The 24,809-nt window shown below is 45.2% G+C and carries 19 protein-coding genes; 14 read left to right on the plus strand and 5 right to left on the minus strand.

All coding sequences use genetic code 11. From position 1 onward, the window contains the following. Window positions 1–219 precede the first annotated feature (219 nt). The 4 genes from ACYVNW_RS13445 (at window position 220) to pafA (ending at window position 6,684) form a co-directional block, all read left to right on the plus strand. On the plus strand, window positions 220–2,664 hold the full coding sequence (locus tag ACYVNW_RS13445) for a TonB-dependent receptor (RefSeq protein ID WP_460680389.1): 2,445 nt from the start codon (window positions 220–222) through the stop codon (window positions 2,662–2,664). A gap of 84 nt (window positions 2,665–2,748) precedes the next feature. Next, window positions 2,749–3,384, plus strand: coding sequence for a nicotinamide riboside transporter PnuC (gene pnuC, locus ACYVNW_RS13450; protein WP_460680390.1), 636 nt, complete (start codon window positions 2,749–2,751; stop codon window positions 3,382–3,384). 5 nt (window positions 3,385–3,389) lie between these two features. After that, window positions 3,390–4,490 (plus strand): acyl-CoA dehydrogenase family protein, encoded by a 1,101-nt coding sequence (locus ACYVNW_RS13455; RefSeq protein WP_460680391.1) that lies wholly within the window; start codon window positions 3,390–3,392, stop codon window positions 4,488–4,490. Window positions 4,491–5,028: 538 nt separating this feature from the next. Then, complete coding sequence (pafA, locus tag ACYVNW_RS13460) at window positions 5,029–6,684, plus strand: alkaline phosphatase PafA (RefSeq protein ID WP_460680392.1); 1,656 nt, start codon at window positions 5,029–5,031, stop codon at window positions 6,682–6,684. Between the two features lie 75 nt (window positions 6,685–6,759). Here pafA and ACYVNW_RS13465 read toward each other — a convergent pair whose 3' ends face one another. Beyond that, on the minus strand, window positions 6,760–8,445 hold the full coding sequence (locus tag ACYVNW_RS13465) for a sodium:solute symporter family transporter (protein ID WP_460680393.1): 1,686 nt from the start codon (window positions 8,443–8,445) through the stop codon (window positions 6,760–6,762). A 453-nt stretch (window positions 8,446–8,898) separates the two neighbouring features. Here ACYVNW_RS13465 and ACYVNW_RS13470 point away from each other — a divergent pair, with 453 nt between their 5' ends. The 10 genes from ACYVNW_RS13470 (at window position 8,899) to ACYVNW_RS13515 (ending at window position 19,660) form a co-directional block, all read left to right on the plus strand. After that, window positions 8,899–11,286: a heavy metal translocating P-type ATPase gene (locus ACYVNW_RS13470; protein WP_460680394.1), complete on the plus strand. Its 2,388-nt coding sequence runs from the start codon at window positions 8,899–8,901 to the stop codon at window positions 11,284–11,286. Continuing rightward, window positions 11,283–11,444, plus strand: a complete 162-nt coding sequence (gene ccoS, locus ACYVNW_RS13475) for a cbb3-type cytochrome oxidase assembly protein CcoS (RefSeq protein WP_460680395.1) — start codon at window positions 11,283–11,285, stop codon at window positions 11,442–11,444. Before ACYVNW_RS13470 ends, ccoS begins: the two co-directional genes overlap by 4 nt. A 96-nt stretch (window positions 11,445–11,540) precedes the next feature. Further along, window positions 11,541–13,667 (plus strand): cytochrome-c oxidase, cbb3-type subunit I, encoded by a 2,127-nt coding sequence (gene ccoN, locus ACYVNW_RS13480; protein WP_460680396.1) that lies wholly within the window; start codon window positions 11,541–11,543, stop codon window positions 13,665–13,667. Window positions 13,668–13,672: 5 nt separating this feature from the next. Continuing rightward, window positions 13,673–13,864, plus strand: coding sequence for a hypothetical protein (locus ACYVNW_RS13485; RefSeq protein ID WP_460680397.1), 192 nt, complete (start codon window positions 13,673–13,675; stop codon window positions 13,862–13,864). Window position 13,865: 1 nt separating this feature from the next. Beyond that, entirely contained in the window at window positions 13,866–14,783 is a 918-nt protein-coding gene (locus ACYVNW_RS13490) for a cbb3-type cytochrome c oxidase N-terminal domain-containing protein (RefSeq protein ID WP_460680398.1), read from the plus strand. Between the two features lie 30 nt (window positions 14,784–14,813). After that, window positions 14,814–16,196: a cytochrome c oxidase accessory protein CcoG gene (gene ccoG, locus ACYVNW_RS13495; RefSeq protein ID WP_460680399.1), complete on the plus strand. Its 1,383-nt coding sequence runs from the start codon at window positions 14,814–14,816 to the stop codon at window positions 16,194–16,196. A gap of 8 nt (window positions 16,197–16,204) precedes the next feature. Further along, on the plus strand, window positions 16,205–16,624 hold the full coding sequence (locus ACYVNW_RS13500) for a FixH family protein (RefSeq protein WP_460681021.1): 420 nt from the start codon (window positions 16,205–16,207) through the stop codon (window positions 16,622–16,624). Then, a complete protein-coding gene (locus tag ACYVNW_RS13505; protein WP_460680400.1) occupies window positions 16,621–17,310 on the plus strand; it encodes a sulfite exporter TauE/SafE family protein in 690 nt (229 codons plus the stop codon). Before ACYVNW_RS13500 ends, ACYVNW_RS13505 begins: the two co-directional genes overlap by 4 nt. Before the next feature lie 122 nt (window positions 17,311–17,432). Then, entirely contained in the window at window positions 17,433–17,789 is a 357-nt protein-coding gene (locus ACYVNW_RS13510) for a hypothetical protein (RefSeq protein ID WP_460680401.1), read from the plus strand. A 77-nt stretch (window positions 17,790–17,866) separates the two neighbouring features. Beyond that, window positions 17,867–19,660 (plus strand): hypothetical protein, encoded by a 1,794-nt coding sequence (locus tag ACYVNW_RS13515; protein WP_460680402.1) that lies wholly within the window; start codon window positions 17,867–17,869, stop codon window positions 19,658–19,660. 89 nt (window positions 19,661–19,749) lie between these two features. Here ACYVNW_RS13515 and hemN read toward each other — a convergent pair whose 3' ends face one another. The 4 genes from hemN to ACYVNW_RS13535 all read right to left on the minus strand — a co-directional run bounded on the left by hemN (window position 19,750) and on the right by ACYVNW_RS13535 (window position 24,498). Continuing rightward, complete coding sequence (hemN, locus tag ACYVNW_RS13520; RefSeq protein WP_460680403.1) at window positions 19,750–21,114, minus strand: oxygen-independent coproporphyrinogen III oxidase; 1,365 nt, start codon at window positions 21,112–21,114, stop codon at window positions 19,750–19,752. An 11-nt stretch (window positions 21,115–21,125) separates the two neighbouring features. Next, on the minus strand, window positions 21,126–22,172 hold the full coding sequence (locus ACYVNW_RS13525) for a 2-hydroxyacid dehydrogenase (protein WP_460680404.1): 1,047 nt from the start codon (window positions 22,170–22,172) through the stop codon (window positions 21,126–21,128). Between the two features lie 86 nt (window positions 22,173–22,258). Further along, window positions 22,259–23,311, minus strand: coding sequence for a response regulator (locus tag ACYVNW_RS13530; protein ID WP_460680405.1), 1,053 nt, complete (start codon window positions 23,309–23,311; stop codon window positions 22,259–22,261). Further along, window positions 23,308–24,498 (minus strand): PAS domain-containing sensor histidine kinase, encoded by a 1,191-nt coding sequence (locus ACYVNW_RS13535; protein ID WP_460680406.1) that lies wholly within the window; start codon window positions 24,496–24,498, stop codon window positions 23,308–23,310. The genes ACYVNW_RS13530 and ACYVNW_RS13535 overlap by 4 nt, the downstream gene beginning before the upstream one ends. Between the last annotated feature and the right edge of the window lie 311 nt (window positions 24,499–24,809).

The following is a 24,809-nucleotide window of genomic DNA, read 5'->3' on the forward strand; positions in this document are numbered from 1 at the left end:
ACTGAAAGACAGGCTGAGATTATACCCATTGTTGTGTTGAATAGTTAAGCATTAGTTTGATGGATTATCCCCATGATTAATGAACCAATAAACTAATGAACACAACAAGCACCTGATCCGGATAATGCCGGCGTAGGGAGAGGTAATAAAGTTAAGTGTACTGCGCGCAATTTACACCCTTAGCGGGCAGATGGTTTAACTCGTGTGATTTACAAAACATTGAAAAAATTAGTTCTTGCGTTTACCGCATTACTGCTGCCTTTTTTGGCGACAGCCCAGTTTTCCCTGTCCGGGAAAATTACTGATCAGCAAACCGGCCAGCCTTTACCCGGCGCCACCGTGAGCTTAAATGGTACCGGTTTTTCTACAGCCACCGGTACTGATGGCAATTACATTATCAGTAACTTGCCGGCAGGCCCCTACCGTATTCAGGTAACTTATGTGGGTTATACCCGGGGGCAACGTAACATTCGCTTAACCGGCAACCAAAATGTAAACCTGGCATTAGCGCCGAGCAGCTTTTTAACCGAGGAGGTTACCGTAAGTGCTACCCGCGCCCGTAAAAACTCGCCTATTGCGTTTACCAATTTGGGTAAAAAAGATTTAGAAAAAAACAACTTGGGTCAGGATTTACCTTATCTGCTGAACCAAACCCCTTCAACCGTGGTAACGTCTGATGCCGGTACCGGCGTAGGCTATACCGGTTTACGCATTCGTGGCTCCGATTTAACCCGCATTAACGTGACCATCAACGGCATTCCTTACAACGATTCTGAAAGCCAAGGCAGTTATTTTGTGGATTTGCCCGATATTGCCTCATCGGTTAATAACATCCAGATACAACGTGGTGTAGGTACCTCTACCAACGGTGCAGGTGCCTTCGGGGCAAGTATCAATATTCAAACCAATGTTCGGCGCGATACGGCTTATGCAGAAATCAACACAGCAGCCGGCTCTTACGGCACCATTAAAAATACCATTAATGCAGGTACCGGTTTGTTAGGCGGGCATTTTAGTCTGGATGGCCGCTTGTCGCGCATTGCGTCCGACGGTTATATTGACCGTGCTTCGTCCAACCTGCGCTCTTTTTTTGTGAGTGGTGCTTATTATACAAATAATACTACCATTCGCGCCAACGTATTTTCGGGTGTAGAGCGTACTTATCAAGCCTGGAATGGTGTAAATGCAGATTCGGTTTACTATGGTAACCGCCGTTACAACGAATTGGGCATGATGCCTAACGGTAAGTTTTATAACAATCAAACCGACAATTATACCCAAAACCATTACCAGTTACTGGTTGACCATAAATTTAGCGACAAGTTCTCTTTTAACGGCGCCCTGCATTATACCAAAGGCTATGGGTATTATGAAGAATACAAAACCGACCAACCGGTAACTAAATATGGCTTAACGCCTGTTATCTTCGGAGCTGATACATTAGCCACTACTGATTTGGTGCGCCGCTTATGGCTGAACAATGATTTTTATGGCGTAACCTATAATTTCAGATACCGCCCGGTTACCGGCCTTAATCTTACATTAGGCGGTGCTTATAACCAATACAAAGGCGCTCATTACAATAATTTAGAGTGGACACAGCAGAGTACAACCATTACTCCGGATTATGAGTATTCACGCAATAATGCCAAAAAGAATGACTTTAACGTGTTTGCCCGTGCTGATTATCAGGTAGGTAAATTCTTGTTGTACGGCGATTTGCAATTCCGCAATTTATATTACTCTTTCTTTGGGCTCGATCGTAATTTGAATGATTTACAGCAGTCGGTTACGCTCAATTTCTTTAACCCTAAAGTAGGTTTAACTTATGAAATTAACCAGCGCAATAACGTATATGCCTCCTTTGCTGTAGGCAACCACGAACCCAACCGCGATGATTTTGTAAACTCCACTCCTGCTAACCGTCCGAAGGCTGAAAATTTGAAAGATTTTGAGGCCGGTTACCGTACCACACAAGGCATTTTCAGCGGAGGCCTGAATGGCTTTTACATGTTGTATAAAAACCAGCTGATTTTAACCGGTGCCCTCAATGATGTAGGTGAAGCCATCCGTACCAATGTGAAAGACAGCTACCGCGCCGGCTTGGAATTGGATGCCCGCCTGCGCTTTAGCCGCGTATTCAGCTGGGGTGTTACCGGTACCCTGAGCACCAATAAAATTAAAAACTATACCCAGTATCTTTCCAACTACGATGACGGCACCCTCGTAGGCCAAACCTTTGCCAAAACGGACATTGCTTACTCACCTTCATTCATTGGCTCAAGTGAATTAAGTTTTTCTCCTTTCAAAGGCAGCGAGATTGCTTTGTTGAGCAAATATATCAGCCACCAGTATCTGGACAATACCATGAATACAAACCCGGCGGGCTTTACCGTAAACCCTAATGATTTACCCAATCCTTATGCGGCTAACCGCGAGATTAAAGGCTATTTTGTGAGCGATGTACGGTTACGTTATAACTTCAGCCTGCCATCGGTTAAAAACATCGGTATTACCCTTCTGGTGAACAACATTTTTGGTAAAAAATATGTAGCCAATGGCGCTACTTACCCAGACATTGAAGGCGGACATGTAGCAAACTATAATTATTATTATCCGCAGGCGCCTACCAACTTTATGGCAGCATTGAGTTTAGCCTTCTAACCAAAAAGTGAAACTTGAAGGATTAATATGGCAAGATATCAACAGCAAAAAGTTTTTTTGACTTTTAACTTTTGACTTAACTCTATGCAACACTGGCTACACCTGTTATACCAAGAACTACAGCAAACCACTTACTGGGAGTGGATTGCTGTAGTTTTAGGTGTGGCCGAGGTACTGCTGGCCCGCGCCAACAAAGTGTGGCTGTATCCGGCAGGCATCATCAGCACAGTAATTACTATCTACTTTTTGCTCGCCACGCAGCTATATGCAGAGTCATTATTGAACTTGTACTATATAGTGATGAGCTTTTACGGTTGGTACCATTGGGTAAAAAAGCGCCACCAGCCTCAGGTAAAAATCAGTTACAATACCCGGCAGGAATGGTTGATTACTATAGCCATAAGCTTAGGCGGCTGGTTGGTGTTATACCTGTTCTTAAAATCGTTACCCCTTTGGCTCAATCATTTCATCCCTTCGGATGTGCCTTTGTGGGATGCATTGGTATCATCTACTGCCTGGGCGGGCATGTGGCTGCTGGCCCGGCGCAAGGTTGAAAACTGGCTGTTGCTCAACTTTTCCAATCTGCTGGCTATACCCTTATTATTTCATAAACAACTGCCGCTGTTTGCCCTGCTGACTATTGTGCTGTTTGTGGTCGCTATTTTTGGTTACCTCGACTGGCGCAAAATCTACCGGCAGCAAACTCCGGTTTTAAGCTAATGCTGATGTCAATTGATCAAACTATTGCTCACCCCTCTGCACTATTACAACCCGAATGGGTGAACATCATCCGGCAAGCCGCACCTGAGGCCGAGCAACAAGGAAAACTTTTGCCGGAACAACTGCAATTAATTGAACAGCAGCAATGGTTTACCATTTTGGTACCGGCAGTTTATGGTGGCTTAGAAATGCCTTTACCCAATGTGGTGCGCCTGGAAGAAAGTTTAGCCTGGGCCGATGGCAGCCTTGCCTGGGTAGTTACCTTATGTTGTGGCGCCGGCTGGTTTGGCGGCTTCTTACAACCCGATGTAGCACGGCAGATCTTCAGCACGCCGCATGTTTGTTTAGCGGGCAGCGGGGCAGCTACCGGTACGGCTACCCTAACCTCTGAAGGGTACCTCATTAACGGCTTATGGAAATATGCCAGCGGCGCTCATCATGCTACTCACTTTACGGCCAATTGCGTTATTCAGCAAAAGGGGCAACCGGTGCTCACCGCTGATGGGCAGCCCTTAATTAAATCTTTTGTGATTGATAAAGCGCAGGTAGCTTTGGTACCTGCCTGGAAGTACATCGGCATGATGGGCACAGGCAGCCATGCCTTTGAAATTAAAGATGCGCTGGTTACTGCCAACCATAGTTTTGAGATTAACGCTGATACCATAACCATTGATAGCCAGTTGTATATTTACCCTTTCCTGCAATTGGCCGAAGCTACTTTAGCTGCCAACTTATCAGGTATGGCCCTGCGGTTTACTGAATTGTGCGAACCGTTATTTGCAGCCAGAGCGGCTAACGGGAAATTATCAGCCGCACAGCAAAATGTTCTTACCGCAGAGTTACAGGCCGCCACACATATATTGCAAGATGCCAGGCAACGCTTTTACCAAGCGGTTGATGTTTCATGGCAGGCCCCGCAACAGCAAGGTTTACTGCGCAGGGTAAGCAGCACCAGCAGGCGCCTGGCGCAAACTGCCCGCGAGTGTGTAGATCAGCTTTACCCCTTCTGCGGTTTGATTGCCGCTGCTCCTGATACCGAGATTAATCAGGTATGGCGTAATTTACATACTGCCAGTCAGCATGCTTTGCTGACGTTTAGTGAATGAGCTTGCATTGCTGCTATCCGCTTTTAAGTTTGTGCTTTATAAATGTCAGTTTACTTTTTGCTTGATCAAAAAGTAACAAAAAATCAAGGCAAAAATAATCCTTCCCCGCACAAGGCCACCGCATGGCCCGGGCGATTTTTGCCGGCCCACCGCGCTTATTGTTTAAACTAAATTTTCAAAATTCTGCCCATTCGTTTAATTCTATGAATTCCGGTTCAAACAACCTGCGTTAGGGATAGCAGCGTAAAGCCCACAGCGAGGTACGAACGAGGACTTGGAGCGGATAGCCCAGGCCGAAGGCAAAGCCCCCCTAAAAATACTCAAAGGAATGTGGAAGTATCCATTGTATTGGCTTATTATATGGTTCAAAAGCTTCTTTATTTAACTTACCTCAACACTTTACCGACTCTTGTTTATTTTACATTTAAATAATCTCCACCTTATTTTCTATCATTTTCCTATTACATTACTATACATTAACAAAAAAATCACATTCGGCTATAGTATCTTTACGGATATTTGAAGCAAATTTTTATCGATGAATTGCAGATTGTGGATATCGGCTGCGTTGGCAGTCGTTGCTTTTAACGCTTCGGCACAAAAAGCCAAACCGGCGCCCGCTACGGCTACCCTGCCCCGCCCCAAACTAATGGTAGGTATTGTGGTTGACCAAATGCGCTGGGATTATTTATACCGCTATTACGACCGCTACCAAAGCGGGGGCTTTAAGCGCATGTTAAACGAGGGCTTCACCTGCGAAAACACCAATATTGATTATATACCCACCGTAACAGCCGCCGGGCATACCTGTATTTATACCGGCTCGGTACCGGCATTACATGGCATTGCAGGTAATGATTTTATTATTCAGGCTACCGGTAAAAGCATGTATTGTACCGAAGACAGCACGGTGGTAGCTGTAGGCAGCACATCGGCAGCAGGTAAAATGTCGCCGCGTAATTTGCTGGCCAGTACAGTGACCGATGAGCTGCGTCTGGCAACTAACTTCCGTTCAAAAGTGATTGGCATTGCATTGAAAGACCGCGGCGGCATTTTACCCGCTGGCCATGCCGCCAATGCCGCCTACTGGTTTGATGATGCCAATGGCAGCTGGATTAGCAGCACCTATTACATGCAGGATTTGCCAGCCTGGGTAAAAACAGTAAACGCCACCCACCCCGCCGAAGTATATCTAAAGAAAGATTGGAATACCCTATACCCCATTAACACTTATGTACAAAGTGAGGCAGATGACAATAAGCATGAGGGGGCATTCAAAGGAATGACCAGCCCGGTATTTCCCATTAAAACTTCTGAATTATACAAGGGTAATGCCGGCATGATTCGCTCCACCCCTTATGGTAACAGCATGACGCTGGATTTGGCTAAAGCTGCCGTAGAAAGTGAGCGCATGGGCCAGGGCCCTGTAACCGACTTTTTGGCCGTCAGCCTTTCTTCTACCGATTATGTAGGTCACCAGTTTGGGCCTAATTCTATTGAAGCTGAAGATACCTACCTGCGTTTAGACCGTGACCTGGCTTCTTTCTTTACCTATCTGGATAGCAAAGTAGGCAAAGGAAATTATACCGTATTTTTATCTGCTGACCACGGTGCTGCGCATAATCCCGGCTTTTTAACCGATCATAACATTCCGGCCGGGTTATGGGACAGCAACAAATGCCTGCTGGAACTGAATAAATTTTTAGAGGATAAATATCAAACCAAACGCCTGGTATTAAGCCTGAGCAATTACCAGGTAAACTTCAATTACGCCGCCATCCGCGATAAAAAAATAAGCGAAGAAGGCATCAAACAGGATTGCATTTACTGGCTGAACCACCGCCCCGACATTGCCTATGCCATTGATATGCAAAATGCCGAAATAGCCAGCGTACCTGAAGCCATTCGCACACGTGTAATTAACGGTTACAGCAAAGAGCGCAGCGGAACTGTGCAAATCATTCTGAAACCGGGATGGTATGGCGGCCATGGTACTACCGGCACCACCCACGGCACCTGGAACCCTTATGATACGCATATTCCTCTGGTATTTATGGGCTGGGGTATACAGCATGGCAGTTTGGTGCGCCCTACACACATGACGGATATTGCAGCTACGGTAGCCGCCCTGTTGCACATACAGGCACCAAATGGCTCTATCGGTGTACCTATCGGCGAAGCCTTAAAAAAGTAATTGCTCTGTACTTTTGTACAACAAGAAAGGCAGCCGCTATGGCTGCCTTTCTTGTTATTATCTGTTTAACTGTTTTTACCAGAAGATACTGTATAGCGCCACAATAATGCCACATACAATCAGTGCACCGGCGGTAAAAGCACGGTTGGTGCGGAACATCCGGGTATCAACTTCCAGGCCATTGGTACGTTCGCCGCGTGGGTTTTGCACCATGGTGATGATGTACATACCGATGATACACAGCACAAACACAAATCCCATCCGGTCGATAAATGGTATTTCATATCCTCCAGAAGCATTCTTGGCATAAAAACCATAAGGCGTCAGGAATGATAGATCTGCAACGCGGGGCAAAAATTTGAAAACTACCGAGAAGATGAAACCACCGATCGTAGCGAACAGGGCCGCATCTGATGTGGTTTTTTTCCAGAAGAAACCTAAAATGAACATGGCAAATATACCAGGCGATACAAAGCCTGTATATTCCTGAATATATTGGAAGCCCTGCTTGCCCTCTCCCATCAGTTGCTCGCCAATTAATATTGACATAATTACACCCAAAGCCATAGCTACCAGTACAGACCATTTACCTAAGTTTACCAGCTGGCGGTCAGTGGCTCCGGGTTTGATGGCTTTTTTATAAATATCTAAAGTAAATATAGTTGCTATACTGTTAGCCTTACCTGCCAGCGAAGCTACAATAGCTGCTGTTAAGGCAGCAAAAGACAAGCCTTTTAACCCGGATGGCAGTAAGTTAAGCAGTGATGGATACGCCTTGTTAGGGTCCAGTACACCTTTTGAACTCAGCATTTCCTGGTGAAACATCCCTTTTTGGTGCAACAGGTAAACCGCAATACCCGGAATCACTACAATAATTGGCATCAGTAGCTTTAAAAATGCAGCAAATAAAATACCTCCACGGGCCGTTTTCAGGTTAGCGCCTAAAGCCCGTTGGGTGATATATTGGTTACAACCCCAGTAATTGAGGTTTACAATCAGCATACCGCCAATCAGTACCGAAAGGCCCGGCAAATCCACATAGTTGGGGTTATCTTTCTTCAATATCATGTGGAAATGATCGCTGGCTTGCTGATGCAGTGAAGTTAAGCCATGCAACCACCCGGTGGTACCCTGCTGTGCACTAATTTGATTTAGGGCCAGATAAGTAGCTACCACACCGCCCAGTATCAATACCAGCACCTGTATTACATCGGTATAACCAATTACCTTCATGCCGCCCAGCGTAATAATTACTGCAAATACCGCCAGGAACAAAATACAAGGAATGATACCGAAACCTGAGATCTGGCTGATGGCCAGCGCCCCCAAAAAGAGGATAGACATCAGGTTTACCACAATGTAGAGCAGCAGCCAGAAGATAGCCATAATCATAGCTACTGTACCGTTATACCGCTGGTTCAGAAACTGCGGCATGGTAAAGATTTTATTTTTAAGATAAACCGGGATGAAAAAGATGGCCACTACAATAAGGGAGAACGACGCCATCCACTCATAAGTGGCAATAGCCAATCCCTCCTTAAAGGCAGAGCCGCTGGTACCGATAAATTGCTCGGCAGAAATATTTGAGGCAATCAGCGATGCGCCTATGGCCCACCAGGTAAGCGAACCCTCGGCCAAAAAGTAGTCGGTAGAGGTAGCGTCGGCATTGCGCTTGCGGCGGTATACCCACAAACCGTAACCGGCCACCAAAATAAAATAGGCGGCAAACACCAGCCAATCGCCATAAGTTAATTCTTTCATCTGTTTATTTGAGGTTTATAAGAGTTGGGCACACAAGTATAACAGATATAAAAGGGTTTAGCAAACGCAGCAGTACAGTATTTAACTCCGGTACCCAAAATAGCTTTCAAAGCGTTAAAAATAAAAAAGAGCGGCTCGCCCGCTCATTGTAAATCTATTAATTAAACTAAGTGTGAAGAAAACTTGCCACAAAGGTGTACAAGTTGTATGTGTTTGAGATAAAATCTGTGTTAAGAAATGAATACTGATTAATAGCTCAAAACGGTCTACTCAAATAAGTATCTCTTAATAATATTTATTAACACAATAAACAATTAAGCAGAGCTGCAGCAATAACCTGTAGGGTAGTTGCTGTATTGCAAAAGTGATTGAAATCATTTTTCCTGCTATCAAACGTCATTCTCTGTCAGGTCATAAAAATTCATCTTTGGCACTTACCCGAAGATTTGAATTATGGCTATTGATACCCTTTCTCCAACCACATGCTACCATTGCGGGAACAATTGCAATGAGGGGCATTACGAACTGGAAAGCAAGAATTTTTGCTGCCTGGGTTGCCGTGGTGTTTACCAGTTGCTTTCGCAAAACGGCCTGTGCAATTATTATAGCTATAATGACCATCCGGGCAGTAGCCGTGCTCGACTTGACAAACGTTTTGAGTACCTGGATGAGCCATCCATTGTTAGTGAATTGGTGGATTATACGGATAACCGAATTACGGCTGTAACACTGTATATACCTTACATCCATTGCAGTTCGTGCATCTGGTTGCTGGAGCAACTCAACCGCATTAACACTGCTATTTATTACAGCCGCATTGATTTTTTGAAAAAGCAGGTGACCATCCGTTTCACCAATGCTGATATCAGCCTGCGGCAGGTAGTAGAGCTGCTGTTTGATATTGGTTACGAACCGCTTATCAGTTTGCAGGATATTGTAAAAAAGCAGGTAAACAGTACGGATAGCAATCTGGTAAAAAAAATAGCCGTTGCAGGATTTTGCTTCGGCAATGTAATGCTGATCAGTTTCCCGGAATATTTAGGCTTATCAGCCTATGAGCAAACGTTTAAACATTTTTTTGGGTGGCTGAATATTCTGTTTTCGCTACCGGTATTAATATACAGTGGTACCGGTTATTTTACTTCGGCTTATCACAACTTGCGCAATAAGGTGCTTAATATTGATTTTCCGCTGGCTTTGGGTATAGCTGTATTGTTTATCCGCACCGTGGCCGAAATTCTTACCCGCACAGGGGCCGGCTTTGCCGATACGCTTTGCGGATTGGTTTTTTTTCTGCTGGTAGGTAAGTTTGTACAACAAAAAACTTACTACCATATTTCGTTTGAGCGCGATTACCGCTCGTTTTTCCCTGTGGCCGTGCAGGTGATAGAAGAAGAGCACGAAAAGCCTGTGCCTTTATCCAGTTTGCAGGTTGGCCAACGTATCCGCATCCGCCATAATGAAATTATCCCTGCTGATGCCATACTGTTAAAAGGTGAGGCATTAATTGATTTTAGTTTCGTAACCGGAGAATCTGTGCCGGTAGCTAAAACTTTAGGCGAAATTGTTTATGCAGGCGGTCGCCAAACCGGCGAGGCCATAGAACTGGAGGTAGTAAAGCCCGTATCACAAAGTTATTTAACCCAGCTTTGGAATAATGAAGCCTTTACCCGCCAGCAGGATAACCGCATGCAGACCTTTAACGAGAAGGTGAGCAAGTACTTTACCATTGTGCTGCTGGCAGTTGCTACAGGTGCCCTACTGTTTTGGCTACCTACTGACTGGCAACGTGGGTTATCCGCCTTTACAGCGGTACTGATTGTAGCCTGCCCCTGCGCATTGGCACTCAGCACCCCTTTCACCATGTCGGCAGCCTTGAGCGTTTTTGACCGTAACCTTTTTTACCTGAAGAACACGGCTGTGGTAGAGCAATTGGCCCGCATTGACACCTTGGTACTGGATAAAACTGGAACTATTACAACCGGCGGCGCTGATGCAGTAAGCCTGCATGCAGCTTTAAGTTATGAGCAACTACAGATGATTTACAGTGTATGCAGTAACTCCAGCCACCCGCTGAGCCGGCAAATATGCCGGTTACTGGGTAACATGAAGCAGTTGAAGATTACAGATTATAAGGAAATAGCGGGTAAAGGTATAGCAGCTTATGTAGGCCAGCATCATTTAAGAATTGGCAGTGCTGCATTTGTATTGCGGCACGAGGACCAGGATGTTACAGCCTCTAAAGTACATTTGTGCATTGACGGCAACTATTATGGCTATTTTTTATTTGCGCATCAGTTTCGCACGGGGTTAAACCAAGTGTTTGAATTGCAGGGGCAGTACAAGTGGTACCTGCTTTCGGGCGATCAGGATCACGAGCGGCAAATTTTATTGCCTTATTTTAAAGAGGAGGGTTATATGCGTTTCAGGCAATCGCCCCAGCAAAAGCTCAGCTTTGTAAATGACCTGCAATTGGCCGGCCGTAAGGTAATGATGATTGGTGATGGCCTGAACGATTCGGGCGCCCTGAAGCAAAGTGACCTGGGCGTAGCCATTACTGACGATGTAAACAATTTTTCGCCAGGCAGCGATGCCATACTCGATGGAAAATCATTAAGCAAACTGCCGGCATTTTTCAGGTTCTCAAAAGATGCGGTCAATATTATTCATATCTCTTTCCTCATATCGCTTACTTATAACCTGATTGGGCTGAGCTATGCCATTACAGGCCACCTATCGCCGTTGATTGCCGCCATTTTAATGCCGCTCAGCACGGCCACTATTATTTCATTCACCAGTATTGCCACCCACGTGGCTGCCAAAAGGCGCAACTTATTATGAGCATCATTTACTTTCTTATCGGGTGCAGCATTGTACTGGCCCTGTTATTCTTATGCGCCTTTTTCTGGGCACAACGCCATGGTCAGCATGATGATCTGTACACACCATCGGTTCGCATCCTGCTGGACGATGAGCCTGCAGACGAACTTAAAAAGTGATTTATATCAGTTTTTGAACCAATGCATATCATTCTGCCGGTAAGGTGGCCGGGCTACTTTTACACCATCCAAAAGAACTATCAACTTAATTAATTTATGCAACCCGATAAATTTTACTACGACAACAAAATTGTGCGCAACTTCGGGATAGCAACCATCGTGTGGGGCATTATTGGCATGGCGGTGGGGCTATTGGTTGCCATTCAGCTGTATCATCCTGGCGCCAATATGGGTAGCCAGTATACCACCTTTGGCCGCATCCGCCCACTACATACCAATGCGGTAATTTTCGCTTTTGTGGGCAATGCAATCTTTATGGGTGTGTACTATTCGTTGCAGCGTTTGCTTAAAGCCCGCATGTTTAGTGATGTGTTAAGCCATATTCATTTCTGGGGCTGGCAGCTTATTATCATATCAGCCGTAATTACACTGCCTTTAGGCTTTACTACCTCACATGAGTATGCCGAACTGGAGTGGCCTATTGATGTAGCCATTACACTCATTTGGGTAGTATTCGGCATCAATATGTTTGGTACCATCTTCAAACGCCGCGAGCGGCACCTATATGTCGCCATCTGGTTTTATATTGCCACATTCGTCACCATTGCAGTACTGCACATCGTTAACTCCTTTGAGCTGCCTATCTCCGGTTTAAAAAGTTACTACCTGTTTGCCGGCGTGCAGGATGCGCTGGTGCAATGGTGGTACGGGCACAATGCGGTAGCCTTCTTTTTAACTACGCCGTATTTAGGCATGATGTATTATTTCCTGCCCAAAATGGCCAACCGCCCCATTTATTCTTATAAGCTGAGTATTTTACACTTTTGGGCGCTCATCTTTATTTATATCTGGGCCGGCCCTCACCATTTGTTATATACCACTTTGCCTGGGTGGGCACAATCTTTAGGCGTGGTATTTTCTATTATGCTGATAGCGCCAAGCTGGGGCGGCATGATTAATGGCCTGCTTACGCTGCGTGGCGCCTGGGACAAAGTGCGCGATGATGTGGTGCTTAAATTTATGGTAGTAGGGTTAACAGCCTACGGTATGGCCACTTTTGAAGGCCCGATGCTTTCACTTAAACAAGTAAACGCCATAGGCCACTTTACCGATTGGATTATAGCTCACGTACACGTAGGCGCTTTGGGCTGGAATGGTTTTTTAACCTTTGCTATCCTGTACTGGCTGGTACCGCGTATTTACCGTACCCCGCTATACTCTAAAAAAATGGCATCCTTTCATTTTTGGATCGGAACCCTGGGTATATTATTTTATGCCATCCCCATGTACTGGGCCGGATTTACCCAAGGGCTGATGCTGAAAGAGTTTACGCCTGAAGGCATGCTGAGGTACCCGAACTTTCTGGAAAGCACCATGCGCATTCTACCTATGCATGTAATGCGTTCTATTGGCGGCAGTTTTTACCTGCTGGGTGTAATTGTGATGGGGTACAATCTGGCTCGTACCATGCTGCAGGGTAAACTGGTCAGCAATGAGGCTGCCGAAGCTATGCCATTACTGAACGCTTATGGTGAGCAGGAAAAAGAAACCCGCCACCGCATCCTGGAACGCCGCCCGGTTTTATTAATGGTATTGTCGCTGATCGTTATCCTGATAGGCACTTTTATAGAGTTGATGCCTACGCTTACCATATCATCCAACATCCCTACTATTGCCAGCGTAAAGCCTTATACACCGCTGGAGTTACAGGGGCGTGACTTGTACATCCGCGAAGGTTGTGTTGGGTGTCACTCGCAAACCGTTCGCCCATTCAGGTCTGAGACCGAACGTTATGGCGAATACAGCAAAGCCGGTGAGTTTGTATATGATCATCCATTCCTGTGGGGATCCAAACGTACCGGGCCCGATTTACAGCGCGAGGGCGGCAAATACGGCGACGCCTGGCATTACAATCACCTGATGGACCCTCGGCTGATGTCGCCGGGTAGTATTATGCCTAATTACGACTGGCTGATTAATCAAACCCTGGATACCACTACCACTGCTGCCAAAGTAGAAGCCATGCGCAAACTGGGCGTGCCTTATGCGGCCAGCTATTACAAACAGGCTAACCAGGATTTGGATAAACAAGCTAGAACCATAGCTGCCAATTTAGCTAAAGACCATATTAAGGTAAAAAGCAACAAAGAAATCATTGCCATAATTGCCTACCTGCAACGCCTGGGCACTGATATTAAAGCCAATAAAACCGCAAATAATTAATCACCATGTTTAAGCAGTTTACTGAACATATTGCAGGCAATCAGGTATACCTGATTGCCTCCCTGACCATCTTTCTCATCTTTTTCATTGTGGTAACCGTGTTGCTCATCCGCATCCGCAAAGATCATAATGATTACATGAGCGACCTGCCCCTGAACGATAACTTGATGGTTACACCCGATCATTATATACCCTGATATGAAATACCGTATACTGATAACTCTTGTGGTGGCAGTAGCGTTCACCCAGCCGGTACAGGCCGCAAATGACAGCCTGATTTCGGGAGAAATGAAAAACTATATTGCTTATGGCGCTATCATGCTGTTTATGCTGGTATTGCTGGCGGCAATGCTGGTACTACTGAAAACCTTTAAGGTATTAACCAAAGCCATGCTTACGCCCGAGCAGTATGCAGAGCTACAGGCCGAACAGCAGGCTAAGAAAGCAGCGCGCGCTAAAAAAACAAAAGCCGAGGTAGTGCAAAAGCTGCTGTCGTTGAAGCCAATGGCCGAAGAAAAATCCATCCTGATTGAGCATGATTATGATGGTATACAGGAGTTGGATAATCCTACACCAGCCTGGTTCATGTACCTGTTTTATGCCACTATTGTATTTGCTGTAGTTTATTTATTCGGTTACCATGTAATGGGTATAGGGCAGTTACAATATGATGAGTATAAAACCGAAATGGCAGTAGCCGCAAAAGAAAAGGCAATTTACCTGGCCAAATCAGCTAACCGCGTGGATGAGAATACCGTAAAGCTGTCTGCCGATCCCACTATGCTGGCATCGGGGCAGGCTGTTTTTAAGCAAAGCTGCGTGCCTTGCCATGGCGATCATGCCCAGGGGGTAGTTGGGCCAAACCTTACGGATGACTACTGGCTGCATGGCGGAAAAATTACTGATGTATTTAAAACGATAAAATACGGCGTAACCACCAAGGGGATGCCTACCTGGGAAAAACAACTCTCGCCCGGCCAGATTGCCGCTGTAGCTAACTACATTAAATCATTACATGGCACCAACCCGGCCAATGCTAAAGAAGCCCAGGGTGAAAAGGAAACTGACGATGACCCTGCAACGGCTGTTAAAACAGCCATGATGGTAAAGCACTAACCTTAAAGTTAAATTGAAATTAAATAAGCCATGATCCCGATTGAAGCAGGTATGCCGGATATAACCGCCAACGGTAAACGCAAGTGGATGTATCCGCTGGTTCGGAAAGGTAAGCTTTACCAATACCGCAGCTGGCTGAGCTATGTGTACCTGCTGCTGTTTTTTTCAGGGCCTTACCTGCGCATCAGCGGCCACCCGGTGCTGCTCCTGAACGTACTGGAGCGGCGGTTCGTACTGCTTGGGCAGGTATTTTACCCGCAGGATTTCTTTTTATTCGTGCTGGCCATGCTGGCCGGCGTGGTATGCATTGTATTATTCACTATTGCCTTTGGCCGTATATTTTGCGGATGGATATGCCCCCAAACCATATTTATGGAAATGGTCTTCCGTAAAATAGAACTATGGATTGAGGGCGATGCACCTCAGCGTAAAAAGCTGGATGCCGGCGGATGGAATGCAGAAAAGATTAGAAAGAAGGCAAGCAAGCATCTGGTGTTTTTGCTGCTATCCTTCATTATTGCCAATACTTTTCTGGCTTATGTAATTGGCAGCGAAAGCCTGATTAAAATCATTACCGAGCCGGTAAACCGCCACTGGTCTGGCTTTATCAGTATCTGGGCTTTTACTACGGTGTTTTACCTAGTATACAGCCAGGCGCGCGAAATTGTGTGTACTGTAATATGCCCGTATGGCCGCTTACAAGGGGTATTAACAGATCAGCATACTTTGAGTGTAGCTTATAACTATTTACGTGGCGAGCCACGGGGTAAACTGTCACGCAGCAACGCCGAACCCAAAGGCGACTGCGTGGATTGCAGCTTGTGTGTAAGTGTTTGCCCTACAGGTATCGATATCCGCAAGGGGATGCAACTGGAATGTATTAACTGCACTGCCTGCATTGATGCCTGCAACCAGGTAATGGAGAAAATTAATAAGCCGCTCAACCTCATCGGTTTTTATTCAGAGGAAATGATCAGGGAGCAAAAAAAACCCTCCTTCACCCCGCGAATGGCAGCTTACAGCGGTGTAATTATCATATTGTTAAGTGTGCTCACCTGGTTTGTATGCCAGCGCAGTGCCATTGATTTAACTGTGCTGCGCACCGCAGGTATGCTGTACCAGGAACAACCTGATGGTTATATCAGTAACATTTATAATGCCGACCTGATTAACAAAACGGACAAAGCACAACCTATCAGTTTAGTAGTCAGCAACCCTGCTATTAAAGTAAAGTATATACAAGTGCCCAAAATTCTGGCACGTGAAGAAGCAGCAAAAGCGGTATTTTTTATTTTGATACCGGCCAGTAGTATTCATAAGCCTAAAACTGATGTGCAAATTCAGTTAAAACAAGGCAGAAACGTGTTAGCTACGGCTAATACCACTTTTATCGGACCTGTAAACGGAGAATAATGACAACAATGAACTGGGGAAGATATGTAATAATAGGAATGGGTTGCTTCATGCTCTTCATTATCAGTATGGGTGTATACATGTTTGTGCAGCCCGAAGATTATGACCAGCACTATTATGAAGAAGGGTTAAATTACGACCACGACTATAACCGCAAGAAGCAAGTACTACAAGACAACGCCCGGCCCGAAATACAAGTGACCAGACACGTTCTGATGATAAAATTTACCGGCATTACAACCGGAAAACTCATGTTACTGCGTGCAGCAGACCGCCGCCTGGACAAAACTTTTGCCCTGCAAAGCGGCATGGACAATCAGATAAGCATCCCATTAACACAGGTAGCCAGAGGCCCCTGGAACCTGCGTTTTGAATGGGTAAGCAATCAAAAAGAATACCTGTATGAACAGGAAGTAACCATTGAATGAGCGATAACGAAGTTGCCTTTTTCGTAGGCCTGTTTGGCAGTGTGCATTGCATTGGCATGTGCGGCCCGCTGGCTTTTGCAGTACCAGTTAACCGGGGTGGCCACTGGCTTATGGTAGCAGATAAACTGCTTTACAACTTGGGGCGTACCTTAAGCTATTCACTTCTGGGCGCCATTGTGGGCTTGGCAGGCCGGCAGTTATGGCTTGCCGGTTTGCAGCAGTGGGTAAGTATTTTAAGCGGGGTATTGATATTGCTTGCTTCAGCCTCACGCTTGTTCAGTTTACAGGTTGGCAAAGCCGATATTACTACTGCTTTATTTAAACCTTTTAACCGGTTACTGGCTTATGCTTTAAATAAAAAAGCAGGTCACCTCGTTATTGGTATGCTTAACGGCTTTTTGCCCTGCGGTTTTGTTTACCTGGCATTAATAGGGGCAGTAAATACCAACTCGGTAAGCGCTTCGGCTCAGTATATGTTTTGGTTTGGTATGGGTACCATGCCTTTAATGCTGGCGGCTACTATTGGCAGCGGGTTTATTACCCAGCCCTTGCGCCTTAAGCTCAATCGGTTGGTGCCTTATGTAATGGTGCTGTTGGGCTGCTGGTTTTTACTACGCGGTTTAAATCTGAACATCCCTTACCTCAGCCCGGATATCAAATTGCACGGTGATATAAAGTGCAGATAAGAATGCTGCTTATTCAGTTTTAAAAAAGTGCTTATAATCACTTTTAGGGTTGACAGCAGTCATGGTGCGGGTGCCTCAAACCAGGCACTTTTGTAGTGTAAACAATCAAATATTTAAGCATCATGGCAACTTTAAAAACTATAGCCCCCGCAACTTGGACCACCGGACACGAACATATTGAAAGCTTTAGCTTTAATCACTTATGGACAAAGTTTACCAATTTTGCCGATAGCCAGAAAGGCGCACAAGCGGTGTGGTTTTTTTTGATATTGCTGGTACACGGTGTATTCTTTTTGCCCTTACCTGCCGTGCTGATGTACTATTTTGACGCACCCATTATGGTGCTGGCCGTTACCATGGTTACCTTTTTTGCCAACCTGATTTGCACCATGGGCGGGGCCGGTATGCGCACTGCCCTGCTTTTCTTTATGGCCAGCATTGTTATTCATTTGCTCATGGCAGCTATCGTTATCCTGTAATTATCATTAAGTTTTAAAATAGATAAAGCGGCTGGCCAGCCGCTTTTTTATTGCATTTGCTTTCTACATCCAATTTTATGAGTCATACATTTCACATTCCGGTATTGGGCCTGGCCTATTCTGTTGATACACCTCTAAAAGTAGCACGTTATGGGATATCCTCTGTGGTATCCATCGTTGACGATGAATTAACAGAACGTATGCGTCGGCACCATGCCGAACAGAACCAATTGGCGTTTTGCCCCATACATAAGGGCGAGCCCGATAGCCGTGCCCGCCGCATTACTGCTTATTTAAATTTGCTTAACCAACTGGTGAACGAGCAGTTTGAACGTTTAAAGCAATTGCCGTTTGAAGAGGGCAATGATCTGGCCCGCTATTTCAGCCTGTTGCCCGAATCGTCGAGGCTGAAGCAAGGCTACGAATTGATGCAGGAGTACCCTGAAAGTGTGAGCAAAGAAATATTCAAAACGATACTACGCAGCCAGCTGCAGAAAGGCGCCATTGATGTAAACATTATGGCCAAGGTAGACAAGTTGAACTTTGATGCTGAAGGCCATTATACCGGCGATGAAAACACCGATGCGCTGGCTGCACTGCGCGGTTTTGCAGAAAGTGAGCTACAATCTTCGGTGATTCTTTCAGCCGGAATGAACCCGAAATTGTATAGCTATCTTGAAAGTTTTAACGACTTCTTCCCCAATTCCGAAGGGACATTCAGAAAAAAGATCATACTGAAGGTGAGCGATTTTCGCTCAGCATTCATCCAAGCCAAATTTTTGGCTAAAAAAGGACTTTGGGTTGCTGAATTCAGAATTGAATCGGGCTTAAACTGCGGGGGCCATGCCTTTGCAACCGACGGATTATTGCTGGGGCCTATTTTAGAAGAGTTTAACGAAAGGCGGGAACAAATGCGAACAGAGCTATATGACTTATACCAAAAAGCTTTGTTTGAAAAAGGATTTCAGCCATTAGCCGTACCGGCGCAGCGCATTAGTGTACAAGGCGGTATTGGCACAGCGCAGGAGGACGATTTTTTATTAACGCATTATCAATTAGATGCAACGGGCTGGGGCAGCCCTTTCCTGCTGGTGCCCGAAGCTACCAATGTTGATGACCAAACGCTACAACAGCTGGCAACGGCAGGAGAAGAAGACTTTTACATCAGCAACTCATCGCCACTGGGTATCTTATTCAACAGTTTCAGGCACAGCAGTATGGAACAACAACGATTAGACCGGATTGCCAAAGGCCGACCGGGTAGCCCTTGCACCAAAAAATATTTGTGTACCAATACCGAGTTTACCCCACAGCCCATCTGCACGGCTTCGCGCGAGTACCAGCATTTAAAACTACAGCAGCTGGCAACTCAGAACTTACCGGCCGATGAGTTAACCAAACGGGCAAACGCTGTAACTGAAAAAATTTGCCTCTGCGAAGGTTTGTGCACATCCGCTTACATTAAAGAGGGCTTGCTCAAACCACGAGAGAGCAAGGCTGTAGCTATTTGCCCCGGCCCCAACCTGGCTTACTTTTCTAAAATTTACACACTTGACGAAATGGTAGGCCATATTTATGGCCGCGAGGATTTGCTTAAACAAGTGCAACGCTCTAACTTGTTTATCAACGAACTGAATTTATATATTGATTACCTGCGCAAAGAAATTAGCGGTTACCTGCAAGGCTTGAGTGATAAAAAAGGTAAATATTTGCTTAAATTCAGGGAACAGCTGCATCAGGGCATTAGCTATTACAAGCAGCTGTTACCGCAGCTGCGCCAAACGCAAAAGTATATAGACGACATGTATAAAGACCTGATTTGTTCAGAAGCGCACCTTAAAGCACTGGATGCAGTACTTATAGCAGACTAAGCACAAAAGTCAAGGGTACAAAAAAAGCGGTATAATAACCGCTTTTTTTGTACCCTTGATTAAGGTATGTAATAAAACTAAAAGTAATATTATACCGCCAGGCTGAATAATTGCGTGGCAGGCTTTTCGGCCCACAAGCGGGCATCCAGTGCCATGCAAATGTTTCTTAAAAACCTTTTGCCCAAAGGCGTTACCTTAAGGCACCATGAACTGAGATCAACCAGGCCATCATCGGCCAAGGCTTGCATACGCTCCAGGCCTTCGCACAAAGCTAAACTGGGTAAAGTATGATGATTCCAGCAGGTTTGGCCCTGGCACATGATATTCAGAATGTGCCTGCGGATCACCAGATCCTCGCGGCTAAGCAGGTGCCCTTTAAATACAGGCAGTTCACCTTTATTCACCAGCTCCAGGTACTCCTCCACTTTTTTTACGTTTTGAGCAAAAGCATACCAGGTATCGCTTATGGATGAAACGCCCAGGCCAATCATCAGTTGTGTATACTGGTGGGTATACCCCATAAAGTTTCGGTGCAACCTCCCCAGCTGCCCCGCTTGGTATAAGCTATCTGAGGGCAGAGCAAAGTGATCCATACCTACTTCCTGATAACCTAAATGCTTAAACAAACTCCGGCCGGTTTCGTGTAATTTGCTCTTGGTGGCTGCATCAGGCAGGTCATTTTCGGTAAACATGCGCTGGCCGGGCTTTATCCAGGGCACATGGGCATAGCTGTAAAAGGCAATACGGTCGGGCATCAGTTTGGCTACCTGGCTAATGGTATCCACCAAACCCTCCTCTGTTTGCAAAGGCAGGCCATAAATTAAATCGAAATTTACAGAAGTATACCCTATTTGGCGGGCCAGCTGGGTAACGGTTTTTACCTGTTCAAACGATTGGATGCGGTTGATAATGAACTGCACCTTGGGGTCAAAATCCTGAATACCCAGGCTCAACCGCCTGAAACCCATATTATACAAGGTTTGTAAGTGCGCTGCTGTGGTATTGCCAGGGTGTGCCTCAAAGCTGAACTCGGCATCAGGGTGACAAATAGCGTCAGCCAACAATCCGTTAATTAAAAAAGCCAAGTTATCGGCATTGAAAAATGTGGGTGTGCCGCCGCCCAAATGAATTTCGCGTATTACGGGTTGCTCATCAAACAATTCCCGGTACATGCGCCATTCTTTAAGCACAGCTTCCAGATAAGGCCGTTCAACCGCATGGTTCCTGGTGATGCGGGTATTGCAGCCGCAGTAAGTACAAAGATTTTCGCAGTAGGGCAAATGCACGTACAGGCTGATACCATTTTTAGCATTACTTTCAGCAAAAGAAAACTGTACTGAATGTTCCCAGCTTTTGGTGTTAAATGAGGCTGCATCCCAATACGGCACAGTTGGGTAACTGGTATACCGGGGCGCTGCAATATTGTATTTAGCAATAAGTGCTTGCTCTGTCATATCAATAAATATTAAAGGGATGTATTACTGGTAATTACGGCCGGTGAATAGGCCACTGCCACCCGGCAGTTTTTAGCGCATATACATGCTTTGCCTACACATTTATCCTGCTGCCATAAATCCAGGTTCCTGATGGTCAGGTCAGCTATTTGCTGCAAGGCTTCTTTAGTTAAATAAGCCTGGTGCGGAGTAACCAATACCTTAGGATGCTGCAGTAGAGTTTGCAGTAAGGCATCTTTCATTATATCGCCCCCGTGGTCTTCAAAAAACAGCCCTTTTTCGTGCTCATACACATCCAGGCCTAAGTAGCCAATTTTGCCGGTTCTCAATCCCTCTATTACAGCTGCAGTATCAATTAGCCCCCCACGTGAGGTATTAATGAGCATAACACCGGTTTTCATTAATGCAACAGTATCGATGTTAATGAGGTGATGCGTTTGCGGTGTAAGCGGCGCATGCAGGCTAATGATATCTGATTGCTTCAGGAGCTCATTGATACCTACCAGAGGCAAATCGGATGTGTTATCTTTTAAATAAGGGTCATGAACAATAACGTGGCAGCCCAAGCCTTTAAAAATTGCAGCGGTAGCCAAACCAATATGTCCTAAACCAATCAGCCCCACAGTTTTGCCGTAAAAATTGAACCCGATCAACCCTTCCTGCCTGAAATCGAACTGCAGGCTATGTTGTTCGGCTTTAACCAGTTGTCGGCTAAGTGCCAGGGCCAAAGCTACGGTATGTTCTGCTATGGCTTGTGGTGAATAGGCCGGCACGTTGGCTAACTTGATATTGCGCTCAGCTGCCGCAACTTTATCCATATGATCGGTACCTGCCGAGCGGGTGGCAATGTACTTTACGCCCAGGCCGGCTAACTTGTTAATTACCGGAGCTGAAACGTCATCATTGGTAAATACCAGTACTGCATCTTTGCCCTCGGCATAAATAGCAGTCTCAAGGCTGAGCGGATTAGATATCAGGGTGATATCGTGCTTTTTTTGGTTGGCTTTGGCCAGAAACTCTTTTTCAAAAGATTTTATACTGTATGCTACCACTTTCATCGGTTAACGGGCGTTTAATTCTTACAAAACTACCCTGAACCGTGCTGCTGTACCATGAGAGCGGTCAGTTCAAAAAATGATGTATATCAGTTTTTCATTTTAGCCAGGCGCTCCAGATTTAAAATCTGTAACAGGCTGCCCTTCTTCTCTATTAGTTTTTCGCTTTTAAAATCTGATAAGGTACGGCTCACGGTTTCTGTAGCTATGCCGGCCATAGAAGCCAGTTCCTCGCGGGATGCTTTGAAAATCATCGGATCATCAGCAGCCCGGCTCAGGCGCAGCAGTGTTTGAGCCAGGCGTTTACGCACAGAGTGATAGGCCAATTCCAAAAGCTGCTGTTCCTTCTCCCGGATATTATTAGAAAGGGTTTTGATAAACTGATTGCCTACTTCGGGGTACTGATTGATCAATTTTAAAATGGCCTCTTTAGGCAGCAGGCATATGGTGGAATCTTCAATGGCTTCTGCAGTTTCGGTATAATTTTCTTCCGTCAATAATGCGGTTACACCAAAATAATCGTCGGTTTTATAAGAGCCGGTCATCAGCTCGCGGCCGTCTTCTGCCATTTTGATGGTTTTTATACTTCCGCTCAATACCAGGTAAATACCGGATGGCTGGTCGCCGTCATAATATATAACCTGCTTCTTTTTTACCTGCCGTACTTTACGCCCGGCAATCAGAGCCTTTAATTCAGTTAATCCCTTACCTGCAGCGGGAGCCAGGTTCTCTAAATCACTTAACGATTTATTATAAAACGCCTGTTGTTTCTCCTTTTTGTTAAGGCGGCTCTCAATGGCATTAAGCAGTTCTAGGTCATCGAACGGCTTGGTAAGGTAATCATCGGCGCCCATTTCCATTCCTTTTCTCAGGTCTACCCGCTCGGCTTTGGCAGTAAGAAAAATAAATGGCGTAGATGCTGTTTCCGGATTTTTATTCAGCATATACAGCACGCCATAGCCGTCTAATTCAGGCATCATAATATCGCACAAAATCAGGTCAGGTTTAAATTGCTGAGCCATTTCAACACCCTGCCTGCCATTGGCTGCCTGCAACACTTCGTAACCTGTTAGTTCCAGTATTTCGGCGGTACTTTCCCGTATGTCGTTATTATCTTCAATAATTAGAATCTTAGTTTTCATATATTTAAAGGAAAAATAAGCTTGAATGAGGTTCCTTGGTTTACATGGCTTTCAAATTTAATCTGCCCATTCATTAAGCCAGCATAACGGGTTACAATGTTTAGGCCCAAACCCGTACCTGGTATGTTGCCGGTGTTATGGGCCCTGAAGAAAGCTTCAAACAGGTGCTTTTGGTCGGTTTCGGGTATACCAATGCCATTGTCTTTAATTGAAACTATCAACTGCTCTGCAGTAAATTCAGTATTGAACTCAATAAATGTATTCTCGCCGGAATACTTGATTGCATTGCTGATTAAGTTGATGATACAATTTTTTAGCAGGGCCTGATCCAGCTTTACCAAGCTTTCGGTACCTGTGTGCTGATAAATAATGTGCTGGTTTTGCTTGGCTATCAATTGCATCTCTTCTGTAATTTCTTCGGCAAACTTTACTATATCAAACTGGGTAAATACCGGTTCCACCTTACCGGCCTCTAATCGTTCCAGCGATAAAAAATCATTAAGTATACCCGTCAGATTACTTACTGAACTTTTAATTTTACCAATGTGCTTGTTAATGTTCGAATGATCGAATTGCTGGGCATACTTTTCAATCAATACCGCCGAAAGTTGTATTGAACTTAATGGTGTACGAAACTCATGCGATGCCATCGATACAAACCGGCTTTTTAACTGGCTCAGCTCCTTCTCTTTTTCCAGAGACTGGCTTACTTCCTCTTTGGCATGCTGCAGTGCCTGCACTGTTTGTTTTAACGAAAGGGTTCTTTCCTCAATCTCCTCTTCCAGGTGCGCCGCGTAATCTTTCAGTTTATCCTCAGCCGCTTTCTCGCGGCTCAGGTCGTGTATAAATCCGGTATATATTTTCCGGCCGGAATATTGTACTTCGCTAACGCCCAAGCGAAAAGGGAAAACAGAGCCGTTCTTGCGTAAACCCTGCACTTCGCGGCCAATACCAATAATGTGGGGTTTACCGGTACGTTGGTAGCGGTTAATGTATTCATCGTGCCGCCCCTGGTCGGGCTGGGGCATTAGCATGGAAATATTGTTACCGATTACCTCCTCGGGTGCATACCCAAAAAGGTTGCAGGCCGAAGGATTGATAGATTCAATTCTTCCCCGTTCATCAATAGTGATAATGCCATCAATTGCATTTTCAATTATTGCTTTTAATAATACGGCATTTTCCATTACACACTAAATATCAAATACAAATATCTGTTACAGCAGTCAGTATTTTAACTGATATAATTCTTTTTAAAAGTGATTATGATCATTTTTCTCTAACAGAGTGCATTTCATTTCATTATCGCCTTAACTGTTGGGGGTTTACTCCATTAAAGCGTTAACCGGATTCATAAAAAGTACACCTTAAATGCGCATTTGTTCAAATACACTGGCCAACCACATACTGCCTTACCAAACCAGTTACCTCACCGCAGCATTTTGCCTCACCATCATTTTTAATGCTGACCTGCATCATTATTTAAGCATAGTGTTGT

The organism is Mucilaginibacter koreensis (assembly GCF_054783355.1).